26 protein-coding genes are annotated in these 26,498 nt (G+C 63.4%); 12 read left to right on the top strand and 14 right to left on the bottom strand.

Going from position 1 to position 26,498, the window contains the following annotated elements; translation table 11 throughout:
* Positions 1 to 9 precede the first annotated feature (9 nt).
* From ACSHT2_RS06435 to ACSHT2_RS06425, 3 genes are read right to left on the bottom strand one after another with little or no spacing between them, the layout of a single operon-like run.
* Complete coding sequence (locus tag ACSHT2_RS06435) at positions 10 to 1,152, bottom strand: acyl-CoA dehydrogenase family protein (protein ID WP_440640846.1); 1,143 nt, start codon at positions 1,150 to 1,152, stop codon at positions 10 to 12.
* A gap of 25 nt (positions 1,153 to 1,177) precedes the next feature.
* Positions 1,178 to 2,263: an acyl-CoA dehydrogenase family protein gene (locus tag ACSHT2_RS06430; protein WP_440640845.1), complete on the bottom strand. Its 1,086-nt coding sequence runs from the start codon at positions 2,261 to 2,263 to the stop codon at positions 1,178 to 1,180.
* A gap of 10 nt (positions 2,264 to 2,273) precedes the next feature.
* A complete protein-coding gene (locus ACSHT2_RS06425) occupies positions 2,274 to 2,888 on the bottom strand; it encodes a histidine phosphatase family protein (protein ID WP_440640844.1) in 615 nt (204 codons plus the stop codon).
* A 204-nt stretch (positions 2,889 to 3,092) separates the two neighbouring features.
* Between ACSHT2_RS06425 and ACSHT2_RS06420 the strand changes: the two genes are divergently transcribed.
* Both ACSHT2_RS06420 and ACSHT2_RS06415 read left to right on the top strand, forming a co-directional pair.
* Positions 3,093 to 4,367: a CaiB/BaiF CoA transferase family protein gene (locus tag ACSHT2_RS06420; protein WP_440640843.1), complete on the top strand. Its 1,275-nt coding sequence runs from the start codon at positions 3,093 to 3,095 to the stop codon at positions 4,365 to 4,367.
* A gap of 67 nt (positions 4,368 to 4,434) precedes the next feature.
* On the top strand, positions 4,435 to 5,217 hold the full coding sequence (locus ACSHT2_RS06415) for an enoyl-CoA hydratase/isomerase family protein (RefSeq protein ID WP_440640842.1): 783 nt from the start codon (positions 4,435 to 4,437) through the stop codon (positions 5,215 to 5,217).
* 76 nt (positions 5,218 to 5,293) lie between these two features.
* On the opposite strand, the gene ACSHT2_RS06410 is transcribed toward ACSHT2_RS06415, so the two are convergent.
* From ACSHT2_RS06410 to ACSHT2_RS06375, 8 genes are all read right to left on the bottom strand, one after another.
* A complete protein-coding gene (locus ACSHT2_RS06410; RefSeq protein ID WP_440642784.1) occupies positions 5,294 to 6,508 on the bottom strand; it encodes an enoyl-CoA hydratase-related protein in 1,215 nt (404 codons plus the stop codon).
* A gap of 139 nt (positions 6,509 to 6,647) precedes the next feature.
* Positions 6,648 to 7,577 carry a 3-keto-5-aminohexanoate cleavage protein gene (locus tag ACSHT2_RS06405; protein WP_440640841.1) on the bottom strand — a complete coding sequence of 310 codons (930 nt, stop codon included), beginning with the start codon at positions 7,575 to 7,577 and terminating at the stop codon, positions 6,648 to 6,650.
* A 17-nt stretch (positions 7,578 to 7,594) separates the two neighbouring features.
* Positions 7,595 to 8,836 (bottom strand): acetyl-CoA hydrolase/transferase family protein, encoded by a 1,242-nt coding sequence (locus tag ACSHT2_RS06400; RefSeq protein WP_440640840.1) that lies wholly within the window; start codon positions 8,834 to 8,836, stop codon positions 7,595 to 7,597.
* A gap of 17 nt (positions 8,837 to 8,853) precedes the next feature.
* Positions 8,854 to 9,648: an enoyl-CoA hydratase-related protein gene (locus tag ACSHT2_RS06395; RefSeq protein WP_440640839.1), complete on the bottom strand. Its 795-nt coding sequence runs from the start codon at positions 9,646 to 9,648 to the stop codon at positions 8,854 to 8,856.
* Positions 9,649 to 9,722: 74 nt separating this feature from the next.
* Positions 9,723 to 10,484, bottom strand: coding sequence for an SDR family oxidoreductase (locus tag ACSHT2_RS06390; RefSeq protein WP_440640838.1), 762 nt, complete (start codon positions 10,482 to 10,484; stop codon positions 9,723 to 9,725).
* A gap of 16 nt (positions 10,485 to 10,500) precedes the next feature.
* Positions 10,501 to 10,989, bottom strand: a complete 489-nt coding sequence (locus tag ACSHT2_RS06385; protein WP_440640837.1) for a MarR family winged helix-turn-helix transcriptional regulator — start codon at positions 10,987 to 10,989, stop codon at positions 10,501 to 10,503.
* Between the two features lie 62 nt (positions 10,990 to 11,051).
* Positions 11,052 to 12,224, bottom strand: coding sequence for an acyl-CoA dehydrogenase family protein (locus tag ACSHT2_RS06380; RefSeq protein WP_061879097.1), 1,173 nt, complete (start codon positions 12,222 to 12,224; stop codon positions 11,052 to 11,054).
* Positions 12,225 to 12,254: 30 nt separating this feature from the next.
* Complete coding sequence (locus ACSHT2_RS06375) at positions 12,255 to 13,145, bottom strand: SDR family oxidoreductase (protein ID WP_440640836.1); 891 nt, start codon at positions 13,143 to 13,145, stop codon at positions 12,255 to 12,257.
* Between the two features lie 288 nt (positions 13,146 to 13,433).
* On the opposite strand from ACSHT2_RS06375, the gene ACSHT2_RS06370 reads away from it, so the two are divergent.
* The 7 genes from ACSHT2_RS06370 to ACSHT2_RS06340 are packed head-to-tail and all read left to right on the top strand — an operon-like array spanning position 13,434 to position 20,352.
* Complete coding sequence (locus ACSHT2_RS06370) at positions 13,434 to 14,705, top strand: hypothetical protein (protein WP_440640835.1); 1,272 nt, start codon at positions 13,434 to 13,436, stop codon at positions 14,703 to 14,705.
* A 2-nt stretch (positions 14,706 to 14,707) separates the two neighbouring features.
* Positions 14,708 to 15,907, top strand: a complete 1,200-nt coding sequence (locus ACSHT2_RS06365; protein ID WP_440640834.1) for an acetyl-CoA acetyltransferase — start codon at positions 14,708 to 14,710, stop codon at positions 15,905 to 15,907.
* A gap of 12 nt (positions 15,908 to 15,919) precedes the next feature.
* Positions 15,920 to 16,375 carry a MaoC family dehydratase gene (locus ACSHT2_RS06360; protein ID WP_440640833.1) on the top strand — a complete coding sequence of 152 codons (456 nt, stop codon included), beginning with the start codon at positions 15,920 to 15,922 and terminating at the stop codon, positions 16,373 to 16,375.
* A 2-nt stretch (positions 16,376 to 16,377) separates the two neighbouring features.
* A complete protein-coding gene (locus ACSHT2_RS06355) occupies positions 16,378 to 17,235 on the top strand; it encodes an HpcH/HpaI aldolase/citrate lyase family protein (protein WP_440642783.1) in 858 nt (285 codons plus the stop codon).
* Between the two features lie 30 nt (positions 17,236 to 17,265).
* Positions 17,266 to 18,444, top strand: a complete 1,179-nt coding sequence (locus ACSHT2_RS06350) for an acyl-CoA dehydrogenase family protein (RefSeq protein ID WP_440640832.1) — start codon at positions 17,266 to 17,268, stop codon at positions 18,442 to 18,444.
* 10 nt (positions 18,445 to 18,454) lie between these two features.
* On the top strand, positions 18,455 to 19,366 hold the full coding sequence (locus ACSHT2_RS06345; protein WP_197968779.1) for an SDR family oxidoreductase: 912 nt from the start codon (positions 18,455 to 18,457) through the stop codon (positions 19,364 to 19,366).
* Positions 19,366 to 20,352 carry an NAD(P)H-dependent flavin oxidoreductase gene (locus ACSHT2_RS06340; RefSeq protein WP_082822012.1) on the top strand — a complete coding sequence of 329 codons (987 nt, stop codon included), beginning with the start codon at positions 19,366 to 19,368 and terminating at the stop codon, positions 20,350 to 20,352. The genes ACSHT2_RS06345 and ACSHT2_RS06340 overlap by 1 nt, the downstream gene beginning before the upstream one ends.
* A gap of 96 nt (positions 20,353 to 20,448) precedes the next feature.
* On the opposite strand, the gene ACSHT2_RS06335 is transcribed toward ACSHT2_RS06340, so the two are convergent.
* The 3 genes from ACSHT2_RS06335 to ACSHT2_RS06325 are packed head-to-tail and all read right to left on the bottom strand — an operon-like array spanning position 20,449 to position 23,161.
* The gene (locus ACSHT2_RS06335) at positions 20,449 to 21,564 is read right to left on the bottom strand and encodes a hypothetical protein (protein WP_440640831.1); all 1,116 of its coding nucleotides are present in this window, start codon (positions 21,562 to 21,564) and stop codon (positions 20,449 to 20,451) included.
* A gap of 14 nt (positions 21,565 to 21,578) precedes the next feature.
* A complete protein-coding gene (locus tag ACSHT2_RS06330) occupies positions 21,579 to 22,064 on the bottom strand; it encodes a hypothetical protein (RefSeq protein ID WP_440640830.1) in 486 nt (161 codons plus the stop codon).
* Positions 22,061 to 23,161, bottom strand: a complete 1,101-nt coding sequence (locus ACSHT2_RS06325) for a phosphotransferase family protein (RefSeq protein WP_440640829.1) — start codon at positions 23,159 to 23,161, stop codon at positions 22,061 to 22,063. The genes ACSHT2_RS06330 and ACSHT2_RS06325 overlap by 4 nt, the downstream gene beginning before the upstream one ends.
* A 238-nt stretch (positions 23,162 to 23,399) precedes the next feature.
* On the opposite strand from ACSHT2_RS06325, the gene ACSHT2_RS06320 reads away from it, so the two are divergent.
* The 3 genes from ACSHT2_RS06320 (at position 23,400) to ACSHT2_RS06310 (ending at position 26,486) form a co-directional block, all read left to right on the top strand.
* Positions 23,400 to 24,188 carry an enoyl-CoA hydratase/isomerase family protein gene (locus ACSHT2_RS06320; RefSeq protein ID WP_440640828.1) on the top strand — a complete coding sequence of 263 codons (789 nt, stop codon included), beginning with the start codon at positions 23,400 to 23,402 and terminating at the stop codon, positions 24,186 to 24,188.
* Positions 24,189 to 24,242: 54 nt separating this feature from the next.
* Complete coding sequence (locus ACSHT2_RS06315) at positions 24,243 to 25,400, top strand: acyl-CoA dehydrogenase family protein (RefSeq protein WP_440640827.1); 1,158 nt, start codon at positions 24,243 to 24,245, stop codon at positions 25,398 to 25,400.
* Positions 25,401 to 25,463: 63 nt separating this feature from the next.
* Positions 25,464 to 26,486 carry an NADP-dependent oxidoreductase gene (locus ACSHT2_RS06310; RefSeq protein ID WP_440640826.1) on the top strand — a complete coding sequence of 341 codons (1,023 nt, stop codon included), beginning with the start codon at positions 25,464 to 25,466 and terminating at the stop codon, positions 26,484 to 26,486.
* Positions 26,487 to 26,498: the final 12 nt, after the last annotated feature.

The following is a 26,498-nucleotide window of genomic DNA, read 5'->3' as shown; positions in this document are numbered from 1 at the left end:
CGATGCTCTTTAGTTAAGCTCTTTGGGCGAATAGCCGAGGATATGGCGGGCGATGATTAGCCGCTGGATTTCCCCGGTCCCCTCGTAGATGTCGAAGATCCGCGCATCGCGGAACAGCTTTTCCAGGGGACCGGCGGCGGAGAGACCCGCGGCGCCGAGGACGTCGATGCAGGCCTGGGTGACGCGGCGTGCCAACATCCCGCCCATGGCTTTGGCCATGGACGAGTCGACTTTGCCCGGCCCCTCTTGCTGCTCGATCCACTTGGCACGGACCACGGTGAGCCAGGTCGCTTCCCATTCGGCTTCCAGAGACAGGAGGCGGGCGGCCGCCATCGGTTGCGTCGCCAGCCGCGCATTGTAGTCGGGCTTGACGCCGGCGTTGCCAAGCTGGATCCAGGTGTAGTCGAGCGCCGCCCGCGAGACGCCCAGAGCGTAAGCCGCGACGACCGGACGGGATTCGCTGAACGATTGGAGCGTCTTCTTCAGGTCGCCGTCGACATGATTGAAGGCCGGAACCGGGCAATCGACGAAGGAAAGCGCCGCGGTATCTTCCCAACGGATGCCCATCTTTCGGATCTGAGGGCCGACGTTGAATCCCGGTGTGCCTTTTTCGACGATGAAGGTGGACAGGCGCTGCGGCTGATCCGGATGCAGCACGCGCGCGAGGACGAGGACCGCGTCGCATCCTTCAGCGTAGGTAATGAAAATCTTCTCGCCGTTGATGATCCAGTTGCGGCTGACCGGATCGAACCGCGCCGTGGTCCTCACCGAAGCCGGATCGGAACCGCCAACCGGCTCGGTCAACCCGATCGCGATGGTGCGGTCGTGCCAACGGTCATATTGCTCGGCAGTTCCGGCGATCTTCAGCACGGTGTTACCGAGCGAATATCTGTGCTCGCGCAGTGGAACGCCACCATACCAATCTTCGAGGTACAGGAGCGCGGTGATGATCTTGTGCCCACTGGTTTCATGGACAAAGGCCTCGAGCAGAGCTCGCACGTCGGGGCATCCATCCGCCTCGGGATAGGCGTGCGGCAGAAGGCTGTCCTCGGCGTCCTCGAAATCGCGGGCATATTTGGCCGCCAACTTTGCCTGACGACGTGCCTCTTCGATCAATTGGCGGTCGCGCTCGGTGAACTCAAAGCTGATCATGAGGGGTCTCTCCGAATTCCGCCAGTCATGCGCCGACCAGGCCATCGAGAACCGACAGGGCGCGGGCGTTGCGGTACCACATCTCCAGCGGAAGGTCGCGGACGAAGCCGTGGCCGCCAAACACCTGCACGCCCTCATCGGCGATGCGCATGGTGGCATCGCTCGCATAGAGCTGCGCCAGGCGTGCGCTGCGCGGCGCCTCGGGGCTTCTATCCAGCTCGGCGGCCGCCTTCAGTCCCATCCAGCGCATCCCATCGATCGCGACATGCATGTCCGCCAGCTTGAATGCGATGGCCTGCTTGCGGGCGATGGCCTCGCCGTGGACGATGCGGGTCTTGGTGTAGGGAAGAGCGAAGTCGAACACAGCGCGTGACAGTCCTGAAAGCATCGCGCAGAGGGCGATCCGGGACGCGTCGCGGATACGCTGGACATTGGCGCCGGCAGAATCGCCGAGACGCATGGATGCGGGAACCGTGACGCCGTTGAATGCGACCGATGCCCAATCGAGGCCGCGCAGCCCAAGCGTGCCATCGATTTTCGAGACGCGCACGCCGTCCGTATCGAGCGGGACAATGAGCGCCTCGTCGCGGCCATCGCACTTGACCAGCGTTAGCAGGTGAGTGCTGGGCTTTGCGAGCAGCACCATCGTCGCACCGCCTCGCAGCCGAAATCCATCGGCTGTTCGCGTGACGCTGGCCCTCGCCGCCGTGTCGTCGGGCAAGGGGCCGTCGAGCTCGACCACCGCAGCGAATCGCGGAACGTCCGAGACGAACGACGGGAGCAATTCTTCGCGCTGCCGATCGGACCCTTGCTCGGCGACGGCCTTGGCGAAGCCGACGGACGCGGCGATGGCGGTCGCCACGGTTGCGTCTCCGGCCGCAAGCTCTTCGAGGACGAGCGCGTTCAGGACGGTCGGCTGCTCCATTGTCCGAAACGCGGGGTCGGCAACCGCCTGTACGATGCCCAGCGCCCAGGCCTCCTTGAGTGTGGAGGAAGGAATTTGCGTGGCTTCATCAGCGGCGCGGGCAGCTGGCGCGAGCGTGGCTCGCGCCAGGCTGGATGCTGCCGAGCGGGCGATCTCCTGTTCCTCGCTCAGTTCGAACGAAATCACCTGGAACTCCTCATGGGCCTGTTGATGCTATCGGCGTCGCGAGTGCGTGGTGACCGCTCTCGTTGATGCTGATGATGCCGATGTCTCCGTCGCTGCGCAGGCGAAGGCGGGTGACCGAGCCGTAACCTGGAAGGAAATGCACGAAGCCGTTCAATCCGAGTGCCTGCGAGAGCACGACGTTGATGGGCATGCCGTGAGTGAAGATCGCAACCTTCTGTGTTGCGTGGCCTTCGGCGGCGATGGTCTCGAGGGCACCGAGGATCTCGGCCTGGAAACGATCGGGATCTCCTCCGAGGTAGCGGATCGGGTCTGTCAGGAAGCGCTTCCATTCTTCCTGCCCCAGACTGCGCAGCGTTTCGGTGGAGCGATATCGCGTACCGAACCGGTCAGCCTCGGCCCAGCCGTCGACGACGTTGATTCGCTGGCCGATGCGTTGCGCCAGCGGCTCCGCCGTTTGCCGAGCGCGCCGCAACGGGCTCGCGACGATGCGGTCGATGGTTTCTAAACTAAGAAGATCGGCGATGGCGCCCGCCTGCCGCCGTCCGTCGTTGTTCAAGGGCGGATCGCCGGGGTTCGCGGAATCGTTCTCGTCCGGCCGGCCGTGGCGCACAAGAATGATTTTCATGGTCCGTCCCAGATGCGCTTCTCCGGCAGCAACCCGCGAGCGGCAGGTTGGACCGTCATTCTTTTGGAATATGGTACAGTGGTGAACTAATGTGTCAAGCGAGCAGAGCTACGCCACTGCTTCCGATGTCTCGCCAATTATCTTCATATTTTCGAGAGCCATTCACTGGCGCAGACCCCTGCGGCACACCTTTGCGGTCATCACATGCGACCGCTTCCTGATGTGAGATTTACAGATCAAGTACGCCAGCGTATCAATTGGACGGCGCGGATCATTGAGGACATGTCCATGTCGAAGCCTCTCGCAGGGATCAAGGTGTTGGATTTCTCCAAGGTGCTGGCGGGCCCACTATGCAGCCAGTATCTCGGCGACCTTGGGGCGGATGTCATCAAGGTCGAAATGAAGGGGCAGGGCGACGAAACCCGGGGATGGCCCCCATTTCCTGCGCCAGGCTTCGGAACGGTGTTTCTCAGCGCGAACCGCAACAAGCGCAGCATTGCCATCGATCTCAAGACCGACCGCGGTCGGAAAATCGCGCATGAACTGGCGAGGACGGCTGATGTGGCGATCGAGAGCTTCGGCTCGGGCGTTGCCGAGCGTCTCGGAATCGATGCTGCGACACTGCGTCCGCTGAATGAGCGACTGATCCATTGCAGCATCTCGGGCTTCGGCCGAAGTGGCCCTTTGAAGAATGCGCCTGGCTATGATGTGATCCTTCAGGCCTTTTGCGGCATCATGGCGATGACGGGCGACGAGGGCGGAGGGTATATCCGCAGCCCGATCTCGCCGATCGACCAGATGACCGGTGTGCATGCATTCAGCGGGATTCTCGGGCTGCTCTATGCACGGGAGAAGACCGGGCAAGGCGGAACGGTTCAGGTGTCGCTGTTCGAGACCGCGATGGGACTGCTTGGCTATAATCTGCAGACCTTTTGGGAGCGCGGGGTCCAGCCGGCAAAATGCGGTTCGAGCCACGAGTCGCTGTGCCCTTATCAAGCCTTCGAAACCGGCGACGGGCCGATCATGATCGGCGTAGCGAACGACAATCTGTGGCGGAAGTTCTGCGGCGTTGTGGGGCTCACGGAGATCGTGGACGATCCGCGTTTCCGGACCAATGCCGATCGGGTTCAAAACAGGGCAGAGACGCTCCGCCTTGTGCAGAAGGCGCTGATGTCGCGCTCTGCCGTGGCGTGGAACGAGGTGCTGGCGGCGGCCGGCGTGCCCTGTTCGCCCATCAACTCGCTCGCCCAAGTGCTGAGCCATCCGCATACCGATGCCAGTGGGATCATCGTCGAATATGATCATGCCGCGGCCGGGCATCTGAAGGGCGTGGCACACCCCGTCCGCATCAACGGCCAGGCGCGGACGGCGGGAAAGCCGCCGCCTGAGCTCGGCCAGCATACGGACGAAGTGCTGTCCGAACTCGGCATGTCGTCGGAGCGGATCGAGTCGTTGCGCGGCGCCGGCATCATCGGATGAGGTATAGAAGGACGAGAGAGGGAGGATATCGATGAGCGAGCCAACGGCGAACAATTTCACCACGATCATGATCGAGGAGCGGCCCGGGATCGACATTGTGTCGTTGAACCGGCCGGAGACGCTGAATGCGGTGACGCCGGCGATGGCCGCGGAGCTAACCGCCTACTTTTCTTCACTGCACGACAAGCTCAGGACACGTGTGGTGATCCTTCGTGCCAACGGCCGCGCATTTTGCGCCGGCGCGGAGCTTGGTTCAGAGGCTTTCGCCAAGCCTGGAGAGGGGCGGCCGCAGCGCCAGCTGCGAATGCAGCAGCAATACTCCGGTATCATTCGCCTGATGAGGAGCTGTCCTCAGCCCATCGTCGCACTGGTTCAAGGTGCGGCGTGCGGGGCCGGCTTTTCCCTGGCGCTCGCCGCCGACGTCCGCTTTGCCTCCCCGCATGCGCGGATGAATGCCGCCTATATTCGCGTGGGGGTCGGTGGCTGCGACATGGGATCGGGCTATCTGCTGCCGCGATTGATCGGATTGTCAGTGGCTTCGGAGCTGCTGCTGAGCGGCCGATTTATCGAGGCCGAAAGAGCAAAGGCGGTTGGATTGGTCAGCGACGTCGTGCCAGCCGATCAATTGCTGGCCACGGGCTTGGCCTATGCCGGCGACCTGCTGCGGACAGCGCCCATGGGCTTGCGCATGACAAAGCAGACGCTCAACTCGCTGATCGATGCGCCGGGCCTGGAGGCCGCGCTCGCGATGGAAGACCGTCAGCAGGTCATGCTGCTCGAAACGGCCGACCACCGCGAAGCCGTGGCGGCGTTCCGGGAAAAGCGGGAGCCGAGCTATAGCGATCTCTAGGATGGGACGCGAGCTTAGTGCTTCGCGCCGTGCTGACGACGCTCGAGGCGTTGGATCAGCGGTCCTTGAGCGATCGTCAGGGCGCGGACGACTCGCGTTGGCCGAAAGCAGCAGGGCCGCCCAGATAGGCGGGATAACCGAGCTCGCGTACGACGGCGTAGTCGGCCATGCGAAGCTGCTCAGCGGTCAAATCGAATGTCAGCGGGAGGACCGCCTGGCTCAGGCGCTGCATCAGTGCCAGCGCGGGCAGGCGCCGAGGATCCGGATCCGATTGGTCCAGCCAATAGCCCGCGCCTGCACTGCGCCGAAGCGCCGGCACGCTCGGCAAACCGGGACGCGTGAAACCGAGCGTTGCGAGGAGTTCGTCGCTGGGGCTTGCCTCCTCAAGCACCGATTTCATCGTGGTGACGAAATCTGCGATGAAGGCAGGTCGTTCGCCGGACTTTGCCATCCTATCATGATCGGTTCGACCGAGGAAAAGGGTCTGGATCATGTTGCGAGCTTCGGCTCGTTGGATCAGATGGGAGAAGATCGCCATTTCGCTGCGAATGGCGCCATCAAAACATTGCGGCAGGCCGAACTCGACGCAATCGAGGATCGCAAGGGGCGCTGGATAGTGCCCGAGCGTTTCCGCAAGCACGCGCTCGCGGACGGGGCCGAGAAGCTTGCTCACCTCGAGCGGCAACGGATCCTTCCAATCCGCGCGATCCCACGGTTGCTGAGCGGTCGGCGTCGAGAGCAGCCACGATTCCGCGGCCGCCACTTCCTCGCCAGGGGCGACGAGCGCGTCGACCAGCCCACCTTCCAGAGCTGCAGTGCCTGAGAGCCTTGCGCCCTCCAGAAGCACCGGGAGAGCGCGTTCGACGCCGATCAGCCGTGGCAGGCGCTGAGTACCGCCTCCGCCCGGCAACAGGCCGACCAGGGATTCAGGCAGGCCGAGCGCGGCCCGCGGATCGTTGGTCAGCACGCGGTAGTGCGTTCCGAGCGCGAGCTCGCAGCCACCGCCGAGGGCGAGCCCCGCGATTGCGGACGCGACGGGCTTGCCACAGCTTTCCAAGGCGCGGATGGCCAGGCTCAGGCGGAAGAAATGATCGTAAGCCGCATTGAACCGAGCGTGAGCAGGCTTCGCCATGATCATGTCGTAGGCGACGCCGAGTTCGGTGAGATCGGCGCCGGCGCAGAATGCGCTGCTCTTGCCGGATCGAACGACGACGCCTCGTACGTCGCTCTGCGCGAGCCAGCGGGCGAATGCGCCGAGCTCGACGATGGCGGCTTCCGAAAACACGTTCATCGTGCGGCCGGGCGCGTCGAATATGAAGTGAGCGAGGCCGCTGTCTTTCAATTCGAGCCGGAACTGTTCGAGCTCGGGCGGAGCCAGCGTCATGGAGTATTCCTTGTCCTTCTTGAGGGGAGCGAGGCGTACGGGGCGATCAAAATCCGACCCGGTCGCCACCCTTGAGCGAGAGGATCTCCCGAGCCTCGTCGGCGGTCGCCGCTTCCAGGCCAAGGCCTTCGATGATCTTGCGAACCTGACGCACCTGCGCCGCATTCGAGGTCGCGAGCTGACCGGCGCCGACCCACAAGCTGTCTTCGAGGCCGACACGGACGTGCCCGCCCATGGACGCAGCCATGGCCGCGACGGGCATCTGATTGCGACCTGCGCCAAGCACGGACCAGCGGTAGGAGTTTCCGAACAGACGGTCGGCCGTACGCTTCATGTGCATGACGTCGTCGGGATGCGCGCCGATGCCGCCGAGCAGGCCGAAGCAGGTCTGGATGAACAAGGGCGCCTGAACCAGACCCTCGGCGAAGAAGTAATGCAGATTGTAGAGATGGCTGGTGTCGTAACACTCGAACTCGTAGCGCGCTCCGGTCGCGTTCAACGTTTCAAGCGCATAGCGAATGTCCTTGAAGCTGTTTCGGAAGACCAGATCGTGGGAGCCTTCAAGCATGGCCGGCTCCCAGTCGTGCTTGAACTCCTTGTAGCGCTTCAGCATCGGGAAGAGCCCGAAATTCATCGAGCCCATATTCAAAGAAGCAACCTCAGGCCGCCACTTGGCCGCGGGACGAACGCGTTCCTCGACGGTCATGTACGGCGAGCCGCCCGTCGTGAGGTTCACGACCACGTTCGACGACTGCTTGATGACTCGCAGAAACGGCTCAAACGCTTCGGGGCTCTGATCTGGCCGGCCGTCCTCGGGATTGCGGGCATGCAGATGGACGATGGCGGCGCCGGCGTCGGCCGCCTCGAGGGCTGAGCTCGCGATCTGTTCTGCGGTCACCGGCAGATGCGGCGACATCGACGGCGTATGGATGGAGCCGGTGATGGCGCAACTGATGATGACTTTGTTCTTCGCCATGATGTGTATCCTCCCACTTAGAATCTGGACTCGAAGGCGGTCCAGCTGTTGGCCAAAGTCTGGCGGTGATGTCCGGCGGCAATCTTGATGAGGGCTTCGGCCCGGCCGCGATGAGAGAGTCCACGGAGGTCGGCCGCGCCGTTCTCGGTGACGATGATGTCGGTGTCCATGCGTCCGAGCGATACGGGGCCGGCACCGCCATTCGGTCCGACGATACGGCTGATGGTGCCACCAGCGGCAGTCGCCGGAAGTGCGATGATGCGTAGGCCACCGCCGCACCAGGCGCCGCGCGCGAAGTCCGAAGCGCCGCCCGGCCCCGAAGTGAGGCCTTGAGCCGTCATCTCGGCATAGACCTGGCCGAACAGGTCGACTTCGATCGCGGAATTGACCGCGACGAACCGATCAATGTCGGCGACGACCCTCGGACCATGGGTGTTGGAGACGGGCGTGAACGCGAAGGTGGGGCTTGAGACGGCGGAATAGAGCCGTTGCGAGCCGATGGCGACGCCGCCGGTCACAGCACAGCCGGAGACGAGGGCTCCTGCGTCGGCGAGATCGAGGACGGCATCTCCGATCAGTCCAGAATGGATTCTGATGTCGCGGTGGCGGGTCAAAGCGCGCAGGACAGCGGTCGGGATCTTTCCGAGTCCTGTCTGTACGGTCCCGCCGTTCGGAATAAATCCAGCGACATGGCTGGCGATGGTTTGGGCAACCGGGTCAGGCGTCCCCTCGCTGAAGCCGAGCAGCCGCTGTTCTGCCTCGATCACCGCGGTCAGCGCAGAGACAGGAATGCCGTGATGGCCATGCGTTCTCGGCATCAGCGGATTGATGTGCGCAATCCGAACGGGAATGCGAGGCCAGATGTCCGCAAGGAAATCCGCGATGGGACCGAAACTGCACATGCCGTTGTCATCGGGCGGAGCGACCATGAACAGCGCAGCGTCTATCTGCACGGTCCGCAAGCGCGCGAGGATGTCGCCATAGCAAAGAGGAAAGAATGACACCGCGCCGCCGGCAACCCTAAGCTCGGGCGTCATGAAGAATGTCTCGACCCGGCAGCGCGGATTGGCGAGATATGTCCGGGTGTTCAAACCGGGGACAAAGATGCCGGTGAACGTCATGGCCCCGAGGGCCTCGCCGGCGCGCATGACCGCGTCGGCGAGAAGAAGGGATTCTCCGGAACAGGCGACCACGAGGGTGCGCCCGTCCGGGGGCAGGACGGAGGCGAGCGAGGTGGGCTCAATGCGGCGAGGCGCCACGTTCGCTCTCCAGTCGATCACTTCGCGTATTTGTGGAAGTCGGGCTTGCGCTTCTCGTTGAACGCGCGGACGCCTTCCTTCGATTCCTCGGTCTCGTAGAACAGTTTCACGGAGTACAGCGAAGCCATGCTGATGCCGCGGATGTTCTCGCTGTCGGCATTGAACGACCGTTTGGCAAGAGCGAGCGCAGTGGGTGACCGCTCCGCAAGCGTGTCCGTCCAGACCTTGACGGCCGCGTCGAGTTCGACGGCCGGGACGACCTTGTTGACCAGGCCCATCTCGTAGGCTTGCTGCCCGCTATAGCGCTCGTTCAGATACCAGATCTCACGGGCGCGTTTGTCGCCGACGTGCCGGGCAAGCAGGGCGGTGCCCCAACCCGGATCGACCGATCCGACCTTCGGCCCGACCTGGCCAAAAATGGCAGTGTCCGCCGCGATGGTGAGATCGCACAGGGTTGCGAAAACGTTGCCGCCGCCGATGGCGAAGCCGTTCACGCGAGCGATCACCGGCTTCGGCACGTCGCGGATGATCGACTGGAACTCGTCGATGGGAAGACCGACGATGCCGCGGCCGTCATACTGCCCTTCATGCGCGCTTTGATCGCCACCCGTGCAGAAGGCCTTGTCGCCCGCGCCCGTCAGAACGATGCTCGATACGCCCTTGTCGTCGCCGGCAATCTGGAACGCGCGGATGAGCTCGTCGATCGTCTTGGCGCGGAAGGCGTTGTAGAGCTTGGGGCGATTGATGATGACCCAGGCGGCGCGGTCGCGCTTTTCGTAGATGATGTCTTCGAATGTCGGCAGATTGGTCATGGTTTCCTCTCTTGCGCGCACGAAGAGGCGCGCTGCTGGGTCGAAAGTCTTAATGGGAAGGACCGCGGTCGCGGTCAGATCATGTTCATGCCGCCGGCGACGGAGATGGTCTGTCCGGTCATGAAGCCAGCGTCATCGGAGGCGAGAAATGCGACGATACCCGCGTAATCCTCCGGCTCACCCATCCGCTTGAGCGGGATGCCGCGAACCATCGCGTCCTTCCACTTCACCGCCTGCTCGCCTTCGCCGAGAACGGCCGCCATCATCGGCGTATTGGTCGGGCCGGGGCAGACCGCGTTGAGGAGGACGCCCTTGCTGGCGAGCTCGCGCGCCACCGATTTGGTGAAGCTGATCAGGCCGCCTTTGCAGGCCGAGTAGACGGCCTCGTTGCTGGTGCCGACGCGGGCCGCATCCGACGCGATGTTGATGATGCGCCCGGCCCGACGTTCGACCATGAGCGGCGCAACGACGTGGTGGGTATTGAGCGGGCCAAGCATGTTGATGCGAATGATCTTGTCCCAGAGCGCCTGGTCAGTCGCGAGGAAGGGCATCGGCTTGTCCCAGCCGGCGTTGTTGACGAGGGCCCAGATCGGACCGAGTTCGGCTTCAACCTTGCCCACCGCATCCTTGACCGCCGCGTAATCGCCGACGTCGAGCTCGTAAGTCTTGACGGTGGTGCCAGCACCCGCCAGCTTGGCGGTCTCGGCGCCGGTTTCGGGCTTGAGGTCGAAAATGGCGACCTTACATCCTTCCTGCGCCAGGCGAAGGCTCAGCGCGCGGCCTATGCCTTGTCCGCCGCCCGTGACGATCGCTACCTTGTCCTTCAATCCACGCATCGTAAGTCTCCGTGTTTCATCCCATGAGGTCCAATTCGGCGCCTTCGGCCTCTTCGGCTTCACCGCCCAGCATCTCGAGCAGCGTATCCTTGAGCGTGCGCAGCGTATCCGCCGCCTGATTCAGTTGCTCCTCGGGTACGCGGCTAAGAATTTCAAGCTCGACCGCCTCGACGTGTTCGCGAATAGTGTTGACCATCTTTGCGCCGGCGCGGGTCAGATACACGCGTCGGGCGCGCCCATCATTTCGGTCGGCGCGACGTTCGATGAAGCCAGCAGCTTCCATGCGATCGAGCAGACCGCCGATCGCCACTTTTGTCAGATCAAGATCTGCTGCAAGGGCAGTTTGCGTCATGCCATCACGCCGCGAAAGGAAGGCGAGCACCCACCATTGAGAACGGGTGATGCCGAGTGGCTTCAGCGACCTGTCGACGACGACCCGTCGCAGACGCGAGACGTCGTGAATGAGGAAGCCGAAGCGGAGACTTGAATTGAGATCTCTAGCCATCGAAGGTCCTTACGGATGCGACCGCCCTTGGTCGAGTTCCGGGGCGGCGCGCGATTCCGTCGTCATTCGCGCCGTGCCCTCGATTTTGGGCGGTCCTTGAACATTTCCCTCGCGATGATGGTCTTCATCACCTCGATCGATCCGCCGGCGATCTTGACGACGCGTGCGTCGGCATAAGCCCGGCAAATCGGATATTCCCACATATAGCCCCATCCGCCGAAAAGCTGCAGGCATTTGTCGACCGTCTCGCAGTGCAGCTCCGACGTGACCATCTTGGCCATGGCGGCGTCCACGGCGTCCAGCTTTCCAGAGATGAACAGGTCGATGCATCGGTCGGTGAACACCCTGGCCATGGTGGCCCGGGCCTTCAGATCGGCGAGAACGAACTGGGTGTTTTGGAAATCGGCGATGGTCTGGCCGAATGCCTTGCGTTCGGTCGTGTAGTCGACCGTCCATCCGATCACGGTTTCGGTGACCGTTGCGGAGCGGATCGCCTGGGCGAGTCGTTCCTGCGCCAGCTTGGTCATCATGTGCTGAAAGCCGCGGCCTTCCGAGCCGAGCATGTTGGCCGGGGGAACCCGAACGTTGTCGAAGAATAGCTCGGACGTGTCCTGGGCTTTCATGCCGAGCTTTTCGAGATTGCGTCCGCGCTGGAAGCCCTCGCGATTCGATTCCACGAGGAACAGCGTAATCCCGTTCGCGCCGGCGGACGTATCGGTCTTGGTTGCCAGGACGATCACGTCGCAGAGTTGGCCGTTGGAAATGAAGACTTTCTGGCCGTTGATCACGTACTCGTTGCCGTCACGTACGGCCTGGGTACGGACCGCCTTAAGATCGCTGCCAGCGTGCGGCTCGGTCATGCCCAATGAACCGATGGCTTCGCCTCGGACCATCTTGGGCAGCCAGTGGCGCTTCTGTTCGTCGGTGCCGAACGAGAGGATGTAGGTCGCGACGAGATCGGTATGGATGAGGAAGCCGGGACCGCTCGCCCCGACGCGCCACAATTCCTCGAACACGACGACGTCGAATAGGTAGTCGAGGCCGGCGCCGCCGAACTCTTCAGGCACCGTGCAGCAGAGGAGGCCAGCCGCGCCAGCCTTCAGCCAGAGGTCCCGAGGTACGATGCCGTCTTCCTCCCACTTGGCGTGGAACGGCACGATCTCCTTCTCGACGAAACGACGAACCGTCGCGCGCCAGATCTCATGTTCTTCGCGAAAAATGGAGCGCTCGATCATTGGTGCTCTGCCCGCCTGCCTGTCTCTGTCTTAGGCCCGTTGTGACTTGTCGCGCTCGGTCGACTTGACGATCGCATCACGCGCGGCCTTCCACTGCTCGTCGGTGAGCACCGACAGGTCGGCGAACGTCCCAGGTCCGGCGAGATGTTGACCGCCATCGATCGCGATTGTTTGCCCGGTCAGGTATTCGCAGGCGTCCGACATCAGAAAGATGATGAGGCTTTGCAGTTCGCGCATCTGGCCGAACCGGCGCATCGGAACGGTATCGGCACTGGTCGCGCTGGATTTGGTGTCAGGTAACGGATTGAGCTTTTCCCAGGCGCTCTCGGTTGGAAACGGTCCCGGCGCGGTGGCGTTGAGCCGGATGCCGTAAGGGCCCCATTCCACCGCAAGGGACATCGTCATCGCGTGCAACGCGGTTTTCGCCATTGCGGAGGGAACGACGAAGGCCGATCCGGTCCAGACCCAGGTTACGAGATTGCTGACCACGGAGCCTTTGAGGCCGCCTGCGATCCATCGCTTGCCGGCCGCCAAGGTGACGTGGAAGCTGCCGTCCATGACGGTGGAGGTGACGGCGCGAAATCCGCGCGGGCTGAGTTCCTTGGTCGGTGCGATGAAATTGGCGGCAGCGTTGTTGAGGAGACCGGTGAGGGGGCCGACGCTCCAGATGGCCTCCATCGTCTGGTCGACCTGGTCGGCATCGCGGATGTCGCAAACGTGCGTGTAAACCTTTGCCTTGTCCGAAGACGCGATCTCGCGGGCCGCGGCTTCCAGCACCTGGGCGCGTCGCCCGCAGATGTGAACGGTGGCTCCCCGGTCCGCCAGCGCCTTGCTGATCTCCTTGCCGAGACCGCTGCCCCCGCCGGTAACCAGGATCGACTTCCCCGCCAACGCATCCGGCCGAAAGATATCTATGCTCATAATAGGGCAAAGCCTCCATTCATGGCCTTTTTTGACGTTGGCCCGAAAAATTCGTAAACCTATTTACAAGATTGGGCATTGCTGTCAAGTTGCGCGCCTACCAACGAGGGACGGAAATTGCCCACTACGCCAAGTCAATCTCGGACTGGGCGCTTCGTTGCCGCAGTTGGAGCTTATGCCCCGCTGCTGCGGCTGGAGCGCGCCGCTGCCGGTAAAGCTCTCAAATTTTCGGGATTGGGCGGCAGGCCGTCCGGTCGGCGTGCCGTTGCCGGGTGGGACGAAGACGCGTTGACGCTCGCCGTCGAGGCGGCGCGTGGATTGCCGCGGCCTCAGGCCGTGATTTTCGCATCGACCTCCGCGCCGTTTATCGAGCGATCGCAGGCGACTCTGCTCGTCGACGCTCTCGCGCTGGATCCAGCCGTACGCACGGGCGACGTGGCCGGCTCGCGCCGATGTGCGGTTTCGGCGCTTCGCGATGCCTTGCTGGGGAACGGCGATACGCTCATCGCAGCCGGGGAGAAGCGACCGGCGATGGCCGGGAGCGTGCAGCATTTGTCCGACGGCGATGGGGGAGCGGCCGCTTTCGTTTCCAACCGCGGCGCCGCGCAATTGCTCGGTCACGCGAGCCTGTCGTATGACCTCGTTGATATCTACGCGTCCCGCGAACGTCCGCAATCGTACGCGTATGAGGAGCGATTCGTCCGCGATACCGCAATTGGGAAAGTGATCGCGCCGACGATCGAGGCCGCCTGCGCTGCGGCGGGGGTCGCGCCCTCGGAGATCGCGCGCGCAGCGGTGCACGAGCCGCTCGCAGGATGCTGGCGCGAGATTTCGCGGTTGACGGGGGTGACTGCTCCGAATGCCGCGGCTGATCTGGCGCAAGCCGTGGGTGATCTCGGAGCGGCGCACGCGCTGTTCGCGTTTGCCGTGGCTTGCGCGGGCGCGCGCGAGGGAGATCTCGTCCTGCTGGCCGGGTTCGGCAGTGGTTGCGATGCGATGGTGTTCCAGCTCACGGGCGAGATGCCGGGCGCGCGCGAAGCGGCGGCGCTGCTGAGCGAAGGGGTGGCATTCGATGACTACATGCGCTTCCTGAGCTTGACGGGGGCCGTCCAGCTCGATTGGGGCGTACGATCCGAGTTCGAGCAGAAGGCCCAGGCGACGGTGCTGGAGCGTTACGGCCGCGACATGATCGGCTTCGTCGGCGGCCGCGACGCCGAGGGCAATGTCCAGTTTCCGAAGAGCCGCTTTCCGGTACGGCCGGACGCTGCGGCTCCCGAACAGTTCGAGGACGTTCGACTGGCGGACTGTACTGCCAGGATCGTCTCGGTGACCGCTGACCGGCTCAACTTCACGCCTGATCCACCATTCTGGTTCGGGCTCGTGCAGTTCGACAACGGTGCGCGCGTGATGATGGAGTTCACGGACGGGGACGGCCGCGGCTTTTCGGTCGGAGACACGGTGCGGCCGCTGTTGCGCATCAAGTCGCGCGACGCCCGGCGCGGGTTCAGGACGTATTTCTGGAAGGCGGCTCCCGCGGACCGTCCCAGCATCGAGGGATAGATATGGCCACGGGCATCAAGGACAAGGTCGCCGTCATCGGCATGGGCTGCACGTCGTTCGGGGAGCACTGGAACAAGGGCCCCGAGGACCTGATGGTCGACGCCTTTGTCGAGGCGATTGCCGACGCCGGCATCGAGAAGAGTCAGATCGAGGCTGCCTGGATGGGCAACGCTCTCGATGACATCAACGTCGGCAACAGCGCCTTGCCGCTCGCGCACGCGCTTCGCCTGCGCGGCATACCCGTGTCGCGGGTCGAGAACATGTGCGCCACGGGCTCGGAAGCGTTGCGTGCGGCGAGCTACGCCGTAGCCGCCGGCGCGGTCGACATCGCGCTTGCGGTCGGGGTCGAGAAGCTCAAGGACACGGGCTATGGCGGGCTGCCGCTCCGGACCAAGGGCCTCGCCAACGATCTGTGGATGCCCTACGGCTCGGCGCCGGGATCATTCGCGCAGTTGGCCGGTGCCTATGCGGCGCGTCACGGTATCGACAAATCCGATCTAAAGCGGGCGATGGCTCACGTGAGCTGGAAGAGCCACCAGAACGCGGCCCTGAACCCGAAGGCGCATCTGCGCAAGGCGGTCGACGTGGAGACCATCCTCAAGGCGCCGATGATCGCCGATCCGCTGGGGCTGTTCGATTGCTGCGGCGTGTCGGACGGCGCAGCCTGCGCCATCGTGACGACGCCTGACATCGCGAAGGGGCTGGGCATCGCCAATCCCGTCACCGTCAAGGCAATCCAATTGTGCGCCAGCCATGGTTGGGAGCTCCAGTATGGCGAATGGGACGGAAGCTACGTCGCAAACACGCGGCAGGCTGCGAAGCGCGCTTATACCGAAGCGGGCGTCGAAGCGCCGCGGCGCGATCTATCGGTCACCGAGGTGCATGACTGCTTCTCGATCACCGAGCTCGTCACGATGGAGGATCTGAATCTCTCCGACGAGGGGCGGGCGCCATTCGACATTCTGGATGGTCGATTCGATCGCGAGGGTGTGCAGCCCTGTCAGATTGACGGCGGACTCAAGTGTTTCGGTCACCCCGTCGGCGCCTCCGGCCTCCGGATGGCTTACGAGGTCTACACCCAATTGCTTGGGCGCGCCGGAGATCGGCAGCGCGGCACGGTCGATCTCGGATTGGTGCACAATCTCGGAGGGGCTCCCTTCAACAGCATCGCGGCGGTCTCGATTCTCGGGCGCCTGCATTAGGAGGAACCGCAAGTGGCGGGGAAATATTTCGAGCAGTTCGAAATCGGCCAGAAGTTCGTTCATGAGGTGCGGCGTACGGTTACCGATATGGACAACATCCTGTTCTCGACGTTGACGCACAATCCTGCGGCGATCCACATCGACCACGAATACGCGAAAACCACCGAATTCGGACGTCCACTGATCAATTCGATCTTCACCCTGGGCCTGGTCGTCGGCCTGTCGGTGCAGGAGACTACGCTGGGAACGACCGTCGGCAATCTTGGCTGGGAGGAAGTCGCCTTTCCGAAACCTGTCTTTGCCGGCGACACCATCCGCGCGGAGACGACGGTGGTCGCCCTGCGCGACAGCAAGTCGAGGCCTCAGCAGGGCATCGTGACCTTCGAGCATCGCGGCTATAACCAGCGGAACGAACTCATTGCGACCTGCAAGCGGGCCGCGCTCATGTTGCGAGTGCCCCGACAATGAGGCTGCGTTCACTATTGTTCGTACCCGGCGATTCCGAACGTAAATTTGCCCGCGGGCGGGAGTCAGGCGCTGACGCCCTGATCCTCGATCTCGAGGACTCCGTGGCGCCTCCCCAGAAGGCAGCGGCTCGAGGTCATGTGGGCCAGCTTCTCGAAGGCCAGGCGTCCCGTGACTGGGCGTTCTTCGTACGCGTCAACGCGCTCGATACCGGCTTGACGCTCGACGACATGGCCGCGGTGGTCAAACCCGGGCTGGACGGGCTGCTGATCCCAAAGGCCAACGGTGCCGCGGACATCGAGCGCATCGCTTATTACCTCGATGCCCTCGAAGTGCGGTCCGGCATGGAGCGCGGTTCGGTGCGGATTGCCGTGGTTTGTACCGAGACCCCGCGGGCAATGTTTGCGCTGGGCTCCTACGCGCCAGCACACCCGCGGCTCGCGGCGCTGACTTGGGGCGCAGAAGATCTGTCTGCGGTGATCGGTGGGACCGACAACAAGGAAAGCGACGGGAGCTGGACCTGGCCGTATCAGGTGGCAAGGACGCAATGCCTGTTCGCCGCGGCCGCAGCGGAGGTCGCGCCGATCGATACGCTGTTTGCGGACTTCAGGGATTCGGAAGGGCTCGAGCGCGATTGCCGTCGCTCGCGACGAGACGGCTTCGTCGGGCGCGTGGCGATTCACCCCGACCAGGTTCCTGTGATCAACCGGTGTTTTGCGCCGTCCGAGGCCGAGATTGCGCAGGCGCGCAAGATTATCGCGGCGTTCGAAGCCAATCCCGGTGCCGGAACGCTCGGGATCGACGGCAAGATGTACGACATTCCCCACCTGAAGGCCGCGCGAAAGACGCTGGCTTCTCTCTAGGTTCAGCTGGTTTGCGAAGAGCATATGCCCATGACGGAAGTGAGACCCTTACCGACGGACGACGAACGAAATGCGATCCGCGAGGGCGTGCGCGCGGTCGTCACCCGGTTCGATGACGAGTACTGGCTCGCACGCGACGAGGACGGCAAGTTCCCGCATGAATTCCATCGCGCCATGGCCGAGGCCGGTTGGCTGGGCATTACGATGCCCGAGGCGTACGGCGGATCCGGGCTTGGTGTCACTGAAGCCGCCATCATGATGCATGAGGTGGCGAGCCATGGCGGCGGGATGGCGGCGGCATCGACCGTTCACATCAATCTCTTCGGACCACACCCGATCGTGGTGAAAGGCACGCCCGAGCAAAAGGCCCGTTGGGTACCGCAGCTGATCGCCGGCAGGGACCAGTGCTGCTTCGGCTTCACCGAGCCGGACGCTGGGTTGAACACGACGCGGATCAAGACTTTCGCCGAGAAGGTCAAGGGCGGCTACATCGTGCGTGGCCAGAAGGTGTGGACGTCGACGGCACAGGTCGCCAACAAGATCATGCTGCTGACGCGCACCACGAAATACGAGGATTGTGCGCGGCCGACCGACGGCATCACGATCTTCTACACGGATCTGGATCGCAGCAAGATCGATGTCCAGCGCATTCCCAAGATGGCGCGCAAAGCCGTGGATTCGAATGCGATCTTCATCGACGGGTTGTTCATTCCCGAAGAGGACAGGATCGGCGAGGAAGGCAAGGGCTTCTCGTATATCCTTCATAGCCTCAACCCGGAACGCGTGCTGATCGCCTCGGAGGCTATCGGGATCGGACAGGATGCATTGCGCAGGGCGACCCGCTATGCCCAGGAGCGCGTCGTGTTCGACCGGCCGATCGGGCAGAACCAGAGCATCCAGCATCCGCTGGCCGAGAATTGGATGTATCTCGAATCCGCGTGGCTGATGGCGGTCAAGGCGGCTGAGCTTTACGACCAGGGACTGCCGTGCGGAGCCGAAGCGAATTCGGCGAAGTTCCTCGGCGCCCGCGCCGGGCACGACGCCGCCTGGCAGGCGGTCATGACCCATGGCGGCTTCGGCTATGCCAAGGAATATCACGTCGAGCGGCTCTATCGCGAGGTCTCGCTCACGCGGCTCGCGCCGATCACCGAACAGCTCATCCTCTCGTTCGTGGCCGAGAAGGTTCTTGGCCTGCCAAAAAGCTATTGAGGTGCACACTATGGGAATTATGGACGGAAAGGTCGCACTGGTCACGGGCGCGGGCCGTGGGGTCGGACGAGGCATCGCGTTGGCGTTCGCCAAAGCGGGGGCGGCCGTGGTGGTCAACGATCTCGGGGTCAATCTTGCAGGCGAGGCCGGCGAGAGCACGCCGGCCAAGGAGGTGGCTGACGAGATCAATGCGGCCGGGGGCCGGGCCGTCGCCAACACGGACAGCGTCACAAGTGCGAAGGGCGCTCAATCCATGGTGCAGATGGCGATCGACACGTTCGGCCGGATCGATGCTGTCGTGAACAATGCCGGGAATCTGCGCGATGGACTGTTTCACAAGATGACGGAGGAGGAGTTCGAATCCGTCATCAGCGTTCATCTGCGGGGCAGCTTCCACGTCAGCCGCGCCGCGGCGCCGTTCTTCAAGACCCAGGCTTCAGGTGCTTACGTTCACATGACGTCGACATCCGGGCTGGTCGGCAATTTCGGGCAAGCCAACTACGCGGCGGCCAAGCTGGGCATCGTCGGCCTGTCGAAATCAATTGCTCTCGACATGCAGCGCTTCAACGTCCGTTCGAATGCCGTCGCGCCATTCGCATGGACCCGCATGATCGATTCCATTCCAACCAATACGCCGGAGCAGCAACGGCGCGTCGACGGCCTGAAGAAGCTGGTGCCGGAGAAGATCGCGCCGTTCGTGGTCGCGCTCGCAAGCGATGCGGCGGCACATGTCACCGGACAGATCTTCGGGGTCAGGAACAACGAGATCTACCTGTTCTCGCAGCCGCGTCCCGTCCGCACCGCGCACACGGCAGAGGGGTGGACGCCGGAGACGGTGATCGACCGAGTGTTTCCGATGTTTGCGAACGATCTCTATCCGCTGCATCGCTCGGCCGACATCTTCACTTGGGATCCCGTCTGATGAACGTGGAAGCCCGCGCGCGGGAGAAAAGCAGCGTGAAGTCCAATCGGGATGTCGCAAAGCGGTTGCGCAGCGGCCTGAAGATCCCTGTCATGGCTGCACCGATGTTCATCGCGTCAACCCCCGATCTTGTGATCGCGCAATGTCGTTCTGGCATCATCGGCTCCATCCCGGCGCTGAATGCGCGCACCAGCGCAGAGCTTGACAATGACCTGACACGGATCGAGCAGGGGCTGGAAGGATGTCAGATTCCCTATGCGGTCAATCTGGTGGCGCACAAGTCGAATGACAGGCTCGACGCCGATCTGGAACTGACGATCAAGCATCGGGTGCCGATCGTGGTTCTGGCGCTGGCGGCAAGTGCGAAGATCGTGGATGCCATTCACGGCTACGGCGGCATCGTGCTCAACGATGTGATCAATGATCGCCAGGCGCGCAAATGTGCAGATATCGGGGTTGATGGCATCATCGCCGTCGCGACCGGCGCCGGTGGTCACACCGGCAATGTGTCTCCATTTGCGCTGATGGCGGAGATCCGCGAATGGTGGCACGGGCTCTTGATCCTCTCGGGCTGTATCGCCACGGGAAGCGCCATATTGGCAGCTGAGGCGCTCGGGGCGGATCTGGCCTATGTCGGTTCGCCCTTCCTGGCCTCGACCGAGGCCAACACGGAGCCGGCTTTCAAGCAGATGATCGTGGATTGCGCGGCCAAAGATGTCGTGATCGCCAATTGCTTCACGGGGGCCAATGCGTCCTTCTTGCTGCCCTCCGTGACAGCCAACGGACTGGACCCCGCATCGTTGTGGCGCCCGGATCGCGGGGCAGTTGACATCTCGGGCGGTGGATCCGATCGGAAAGCCTGGCGCGATATCTGGAGCGCGGGGCAGGGCATTGGCGCGGTCAAACGGGTCGAACCTGCTGCCGACTTCATTGCATGGCTGGCCGACGATTACGCTCGGGCGCGGCGCGCGATTGCCGCAGTGTAGCGCTCTGCGCTGCCCCTGGGAGCCCCGGAATGGAAGACGGCAGAGCGGGGAGCCGCTTTGCCTGATCCTTTGATTGCGGCTGGCTGGTTCGCGCCGTCAGATCGGCGGATGCTGCTGCACCTCGGCGTACTTCTCGTAGCCCTTGCCGACGCCGTACTCGATGATGCCGTATCCGACCTCGTCGCCATCGACGACTTCGATCACGTGGTCGGAAAGTGTGCGCACCAGCCGCCGCGTGTCCGGGTCAGCTAGGGTCCAGACATCGTGCTCCGAGTAGAATTTGCCCTTGTCGTCGCCGTGGAACCAGCCGCGCAGGCCGCCGTACAAGCCCCCCTTGAGGAAGTAGCGTGCCGGCAACGTGCGGACCTCCACCTTCCGGTGGGTTCCATCCGAGAACACGGCGTCGAACACGGCGCGCTCGACCGTTTGGCCGTGAGGATCGTTGGCCCAGACGACGTCGTGAGCGATTCCAGCCAATTTCCGCGTCGTCCTCGACCGCTCGCCGATGGTCGTCACCTCCTCGCCGGAGATGTAGATGAGGTCGCCGGGGGCGCGCTCCTTAAAGAACAGGTGCAGGCCGCGGTTGGCGAATTGCGCCGTCGTCCAGCAGTAGAAGAAAGGCGGATAGAACGTGACGGGCGGGCTCGTCTCGTCGGTGCGCATCTCGCCGCGAATTCCCCAGGAATGATCACGTTGACCGAGCCAGCGCGCGGCCTCGATGTCACGGCGCTTGCCGTCGACCGCGATCCAGCCGCGGTAGGCGCCGAGCTGTTGGGCGCGCGCCATGTGCTCCGTAACCCGGCCATTACGACGACGGAAATGCTCTTCTTCCTCGTGAGGGTTCATTGTGGCGACGAATTCGATGTCGAACGCGAGGCTGGACTCGTTCGGCTCGAGCAGAAGGCGATGGCGTCGCAGCCCTTCGAGGATCTGGATGTGGAGGGGGCCGATCGAGGTGGTGAGCGGATTCGGCCGCATCCTGCGGGAGACCCTGAAGTTGTGCTGCCGGCCGTCGACGGTAACGCCAGCGAAGCCGTCCATCACGTTGCGGTTCGGGTGCCAGCCGAGCCCGACATCGAAGATGAAATCGCCGTCCGGCTTCGGGTGACCGGTGTACCAGTAGCGCTCCATCCAGCTCGGATCGCTGTTCATGACGTGGTCGAACGTCGTGGGAAGCTGGTGCCCGATAAAGTCGTCTTGAGCTGATAGCATGCGGGTATTCCTCTTCAGTCTTCGCGGCCCCGCGAAATCTCGGTGAACATCGGTTTGGCGCTGGTTTCGATGTCCCACTTGAGCTGGCGGTGGAGATAGTCGTCCAGGATGGTCTCCACTTGAGCCACGACGCCGGCGGGCAGGCTGTCGCGGCGTTCGGCCAGCCAGTCGATCATGTGGCAGAGCTGCTCATCACCGGCGTTGCGCCTGGCCTCCAGCGCGCCTTCATCCGGCAGATCGGGGATGTTCGTGACACCCGGCAAAGGCGCGCCGGGTAATTCGCCCGCCATGGCCTGAAGTTCCTTGCTGGCCTTGCTGAAAGCGATCAGCTGCTCCTGGAAGAAGCGGTTCGACCAGCTGGCGCGGCGCTGGATGCTGTTGAGCATGTAGATGATGCCGATAGCCTGGCCGCGCGCGAACTCCCCTTCGAGGTTGGGAAGGACTTCACGCCGCAAGGTGGCGATCATCCCGTCGATCAGCCTGGGAAGCGAGTTGTTCACGAGCTGCGCTCCATGATCTTGGCGATCTGGCGAAATACCGGGCCGATTTGCGTCGCCATCGCGGGCATCCGCATGTCGTTGAACAGGCCATCCTCGAAGCACCGCGCCGCCGCCATGTGGGTGAGGGCGAGCTTGAGCAGCGAGAACACGATATAGAAGTGAAGCGCCGCGCGGTCGATCTTGTAGCCCACTTTGTCCTGGTAGCGCGTCAGGAAGGCGTCCTCGTCGGCGAGGGCGCAGACCATGCGGGTGCCGCCGCGATATTGCGGCAAAAACGCCCAGCCAAGGTCCTCGGTCGGGTCCCCGAGATGGACCAGTTCCCAATCGAGAATGGCGGAAATCCGCTGATCCTGTTCCAGGAAGTTTCCCAGCCGATAGTCGCCATGGACAAGGGTGACGCGGGGAGCCCGCGGCTTGTTGCGGCGCAGCCAAGCGAAGGTTCGATGTGCCATCGGGTGCGCGCGCAGGGCCCAGCGCTGGAACCGCTCCCACCAGAAGTCCAGTTGACGATCGGCGGCGTTGTCCACGGTAATGCTAGGGTCCCACTGCTCCAGCTCGGTGCGCCTCCAATCGAAATTGTGGAGCGCGGCGAGGGAATCGATGAAGTCCGCTGCGAGGCTCTCGCGACGGGCATCATTCATGGCGCCATCGCCACCGCCCCAGGGGAGCGGCGTATCGCCGGCGACGCGCTCACAGAAGAAGAACGGAGCGCCGAGGATGGAATGATCATCGCTGGCCGCGAACGCCCGGGGCACGGGCACGCCGCTGCCCTCCAGCGCGGATAACGATTGGAATTCCGGCATCGCGCTGTAAGGCGCGAAAAGGCCGTAGGGAGGACCGATGCGCAGGATCATGTCGTCGGCGCGCGGATGCCCGCGCAGCTTGACGCCGTAGGTGATCCACGAAAAGCCGGCGGGAAATTTCTGAAGCCGCTCGATGACGATGGGACGCCCCGCGTCCTTGCTAAGAAAATCGCCGATCGCAGTCTGCAGGGCCAATGGATCCTCGAACGGCGCGAGACCACGTTGTGCTGTCTGCGCCGAGCGTCCCGCCGGACGTTGAATATCTTCCTGCTGCCGCGTCACGGCCTGGTCCATGCTCCCTCAAGGGTCCGGGATGAAAGACGACCGATGCGCCGTCTGCCGAGACTTATGATAAACTAGCACACCAAATTGTCCAGCCTGACATCGGGTCGCAATGTTCGCCGGTTGCGGCTGCATTTTGCACAGTCGCCCCAATGGCTTTGCGCGGCGAAAAAAGAGCTTGGCACGATGCGCGAGAAAAAGGTAATGTAGTTTACCAAACAAGCAAGATGTCGGGTATGGGGAGGCAGCGATGAAGCTCACCGCATTTGAGTTCGCAATCAAGGACGGCGTTGCGCATATTACCTTGAATCAAGCCGAGCGCGGCAACCTGCTGGACGGACAGTTCGCCGAGGATTTGAACAGGCTTGCGACGGAATGCACGGTCAATCCGGACGTCAGGTCCGTGCTCATCGATGCCAAGGGCCGCTTTTTCAGCGTGGGGGGAGATCTCAACTCGCTGGCGCGCGACCGGCATCATCTGGCGAATTTCGTGTCGACTGCAACGGCCGACCTGCACATGGCGATTTCGCGCTTTGCGCGGATGAACGCACCTGTCGTCATGGCGGTCCATGCCCTCGCCGCGGGCGGAGCTGTGGCGCTGGTCGCAGGCGCGGATTTCGTGCTGGCATCGCCAGCGGCGAAGTTCTACGCAGCCTTCGCTGGGATCGGCATCGTAAGCGACAGCGGCGGCTCATACTATCTGCCGCGGCGCATGGGCAGCCGGCGGGCGTCGCAATTCCTGATGCTGAACGAGACGCTCTCGGCCGACGAAGCCGCCGCGGCGGGATTGATCAACCGGGTCGTTGCCGCTGAGTCGCTCAACGACGAGGCGTGGGCGCTGGCCAGGCTATTGGCGGCCGGCCCGACGCTGGCCTATGGCGAGATCAAGAACCTTCTGATCAGCAGCGAGACCGAGGGCTTGGAAGGACAGCTCGAGAACGAGGCGAGGGCCATGGCGCGCATCACTCGGACCGAGGATGCGTGGAATGCCATGCAGGCGGTTCTCGGCAAGAGGAAGCCGACTTTCGAGGCGCGTTAGGGCAATCGGCTCTTCTATCGAAGTCTGTTGAGTTGACCGGAAGGACCAGATCGAATGCTGCTCAATGAGGATCAACTGGCAATTCGCGACCTGGCACGCCGTTTCGCGCGGCAGCGGCTTGCTCCGAGCTATCAGGCCCGCGAACGAGCGGCAGTCATGGATCGCGATCTCGTCAGGGAGCTGGGTGACCTCGGCCTGCTAGGAGTTGATTTGCCCGAGGAGTTCGGCGGTCTGGCGGCACCGGGCGTTACCGCGGGCGTGATCGCCGAGGAGCTGGCCTACGGCGATTTCAACATCAGCACCGTGCAGGTCAACGTCTCGCTGCTGGGTGCCATCCTCGCCAACAGCGGTTCCCCGGATCTCGTGCAGGAATGGCTGCCACGCATGATCAGCGGCGAGAAGCTGCTCGGCATTTGCGTCACCGAGCCGGGCGGCGGGTCGGACGCGGGCAATATGAAATTGCGCTGCCGCCGCGAAGGCAATCACTACGTCCTGAACGGTGAAAAGACCTCGATCACCTTCGCCGATTGCGCCGACGCCTTCATCGTCTTCGCGCGCACCGGCACGGCCGAAAGCGGCGCCGGCGGCATCACGGCGATGGTCGTTTCGGCGGACAGCCCGGGTCTGTCGCGTACGCGGTTCAACGACGTCGGAAGCCGGATCATCGGCCGGGGGTCGGTGTTCTTCGACAATGTCCGTGTCCCCGTGGCCGACCGTCTCGGCGCGGAGAACCAGGGCTTTACTCATGTGATGCGCGGGTTCGACTATAGTCGCGCGCTGATCGCGCTGGAATGCATCGGCTGCGCGCAGGCATCCCTTGACGAAGCCTGGGAGTACACGAAGACGCGCAACGCCTTCAACGCGCCGATCGCCCAGTACCAGGGCGTGACGTTTCCGCTCGTCGAATATGAAAGCCAGTTGGCCGCGATCCGGCAATTGTCCTATCACGCGATCGCGCTGCGCGATGCCGGGCAGCCTCACACCGCGGAGGCGGCGATGGTGAAATGGATGGGTCCGAAGACCGCTTTCGACACCATCCATCAGTGCCTGCTGACCTTCGGCCACTACGGCTGGACACTGGAATCACCGCATCAGCAACGCATGCGCGACGTGATGGGGCTGGAGATCGGGGACGGCACCGCGGGCATCATGAAGCTGATTGTCGCCCGCGAACGCATCGGACGCGCCGCCGTGCAATACGCCAAGCGATAACACCGATAAAACGGGTCTTGGAGGCAGAGCCTTCCCGGGCCCGATATCCGGGAGGTAGGCGAGATGACGCGGACCGTGAACCTGCAGATGCGGCTCGTTACCCGTCCGAGGGGAGTGCCGCAGCTGGCGGATTTCGCGCTGGTGCGCGAGCCGGTCAGGCGCCCGGCGGACGGCGAGATCCTCGTGCGCAACCATTATCTGTCGGTTGATCCGGCGCAACGCGGATGGGCCAATGATGAAGGCAACTACAGCGCACCTGTGCCGCTCGATACGCCGATGCGCGCGCTCGCGGTCGGCGAGGTCGTCGAGAGCCGCAGTCCCGGCATCGGAGAGGGCGACTTCCTGTACGGATGGTTCGGGTGGCAGTCACATTGCACGACGACGCCCGATGCGATCCTGCGGCGGGTGACGCCGTCGGCGCTGCCGCTCAGCGCAAATCTCAGCCTGCTCGGCATAAACGGCCTGACGGCCTATCTCGCGTTCAACGGTCTCGGCAGGCCGCAGCCGGGCGAACATGTGCTGGTGTCGACGGCGGCCGGCAGCGTCGGCAGTTTCGTCGGGCAACTGGCCCGACTTGCCGGGTGCAGGGCAGTCGGTCTGACCAGCTCGGCGGAGAAGGCGGCGCTTGCGCGGGAGCGGTACGGCTATGCCGACATGATCGACTACCGCAGCGAGAACGATCTGACGGCGGCCATTCGCCGCGCGTGCCCTGACGGCAACGACATCTTCTTCGACAACACCGGTGGCGCAATCGCCGATGCGGCCATTCGATCGATGCGCAGGAGCGGGCGGATGATTCAGTGCGGCACGGCATCGATCGCGTCCTGGTCGCCGCCGCCGACGGGTTTGCGTCCCGAACGCGAGGTGCTGACACGTCGCCTGCATTGGGCGGGATTCATAATCTTCGATCATGTCGCGGCCTTTCCAGAGGCCGCCGACGAACTGACGCGCCTCGCCTTGAGCGGCGCCCTCGTCTACGACGAGGATGTTCTTCTTGGGCTGGAACAGGCGCCGGCAGCATTGGCGGGCCTGTATGAAGGCAGAAACCGCGGCAAGCCGATCATTCGGCTCGAAGCCGCGACGTAGCGTCGGAGAGGA

Source organism: Bradyrhizobium sp. PUT101, from assembly GCF_052043945.1.
Lineage (GTDB): Bacteria > Pseudomonadota > Alphaproteobacteria > Rhizobiales > Xanthobacteraceae > Bradyrhizobium.
Note: the sequence above shows the minus strand (reverse complement) of the source record. Positions and strands in the feature narration are given on the sequence as shown.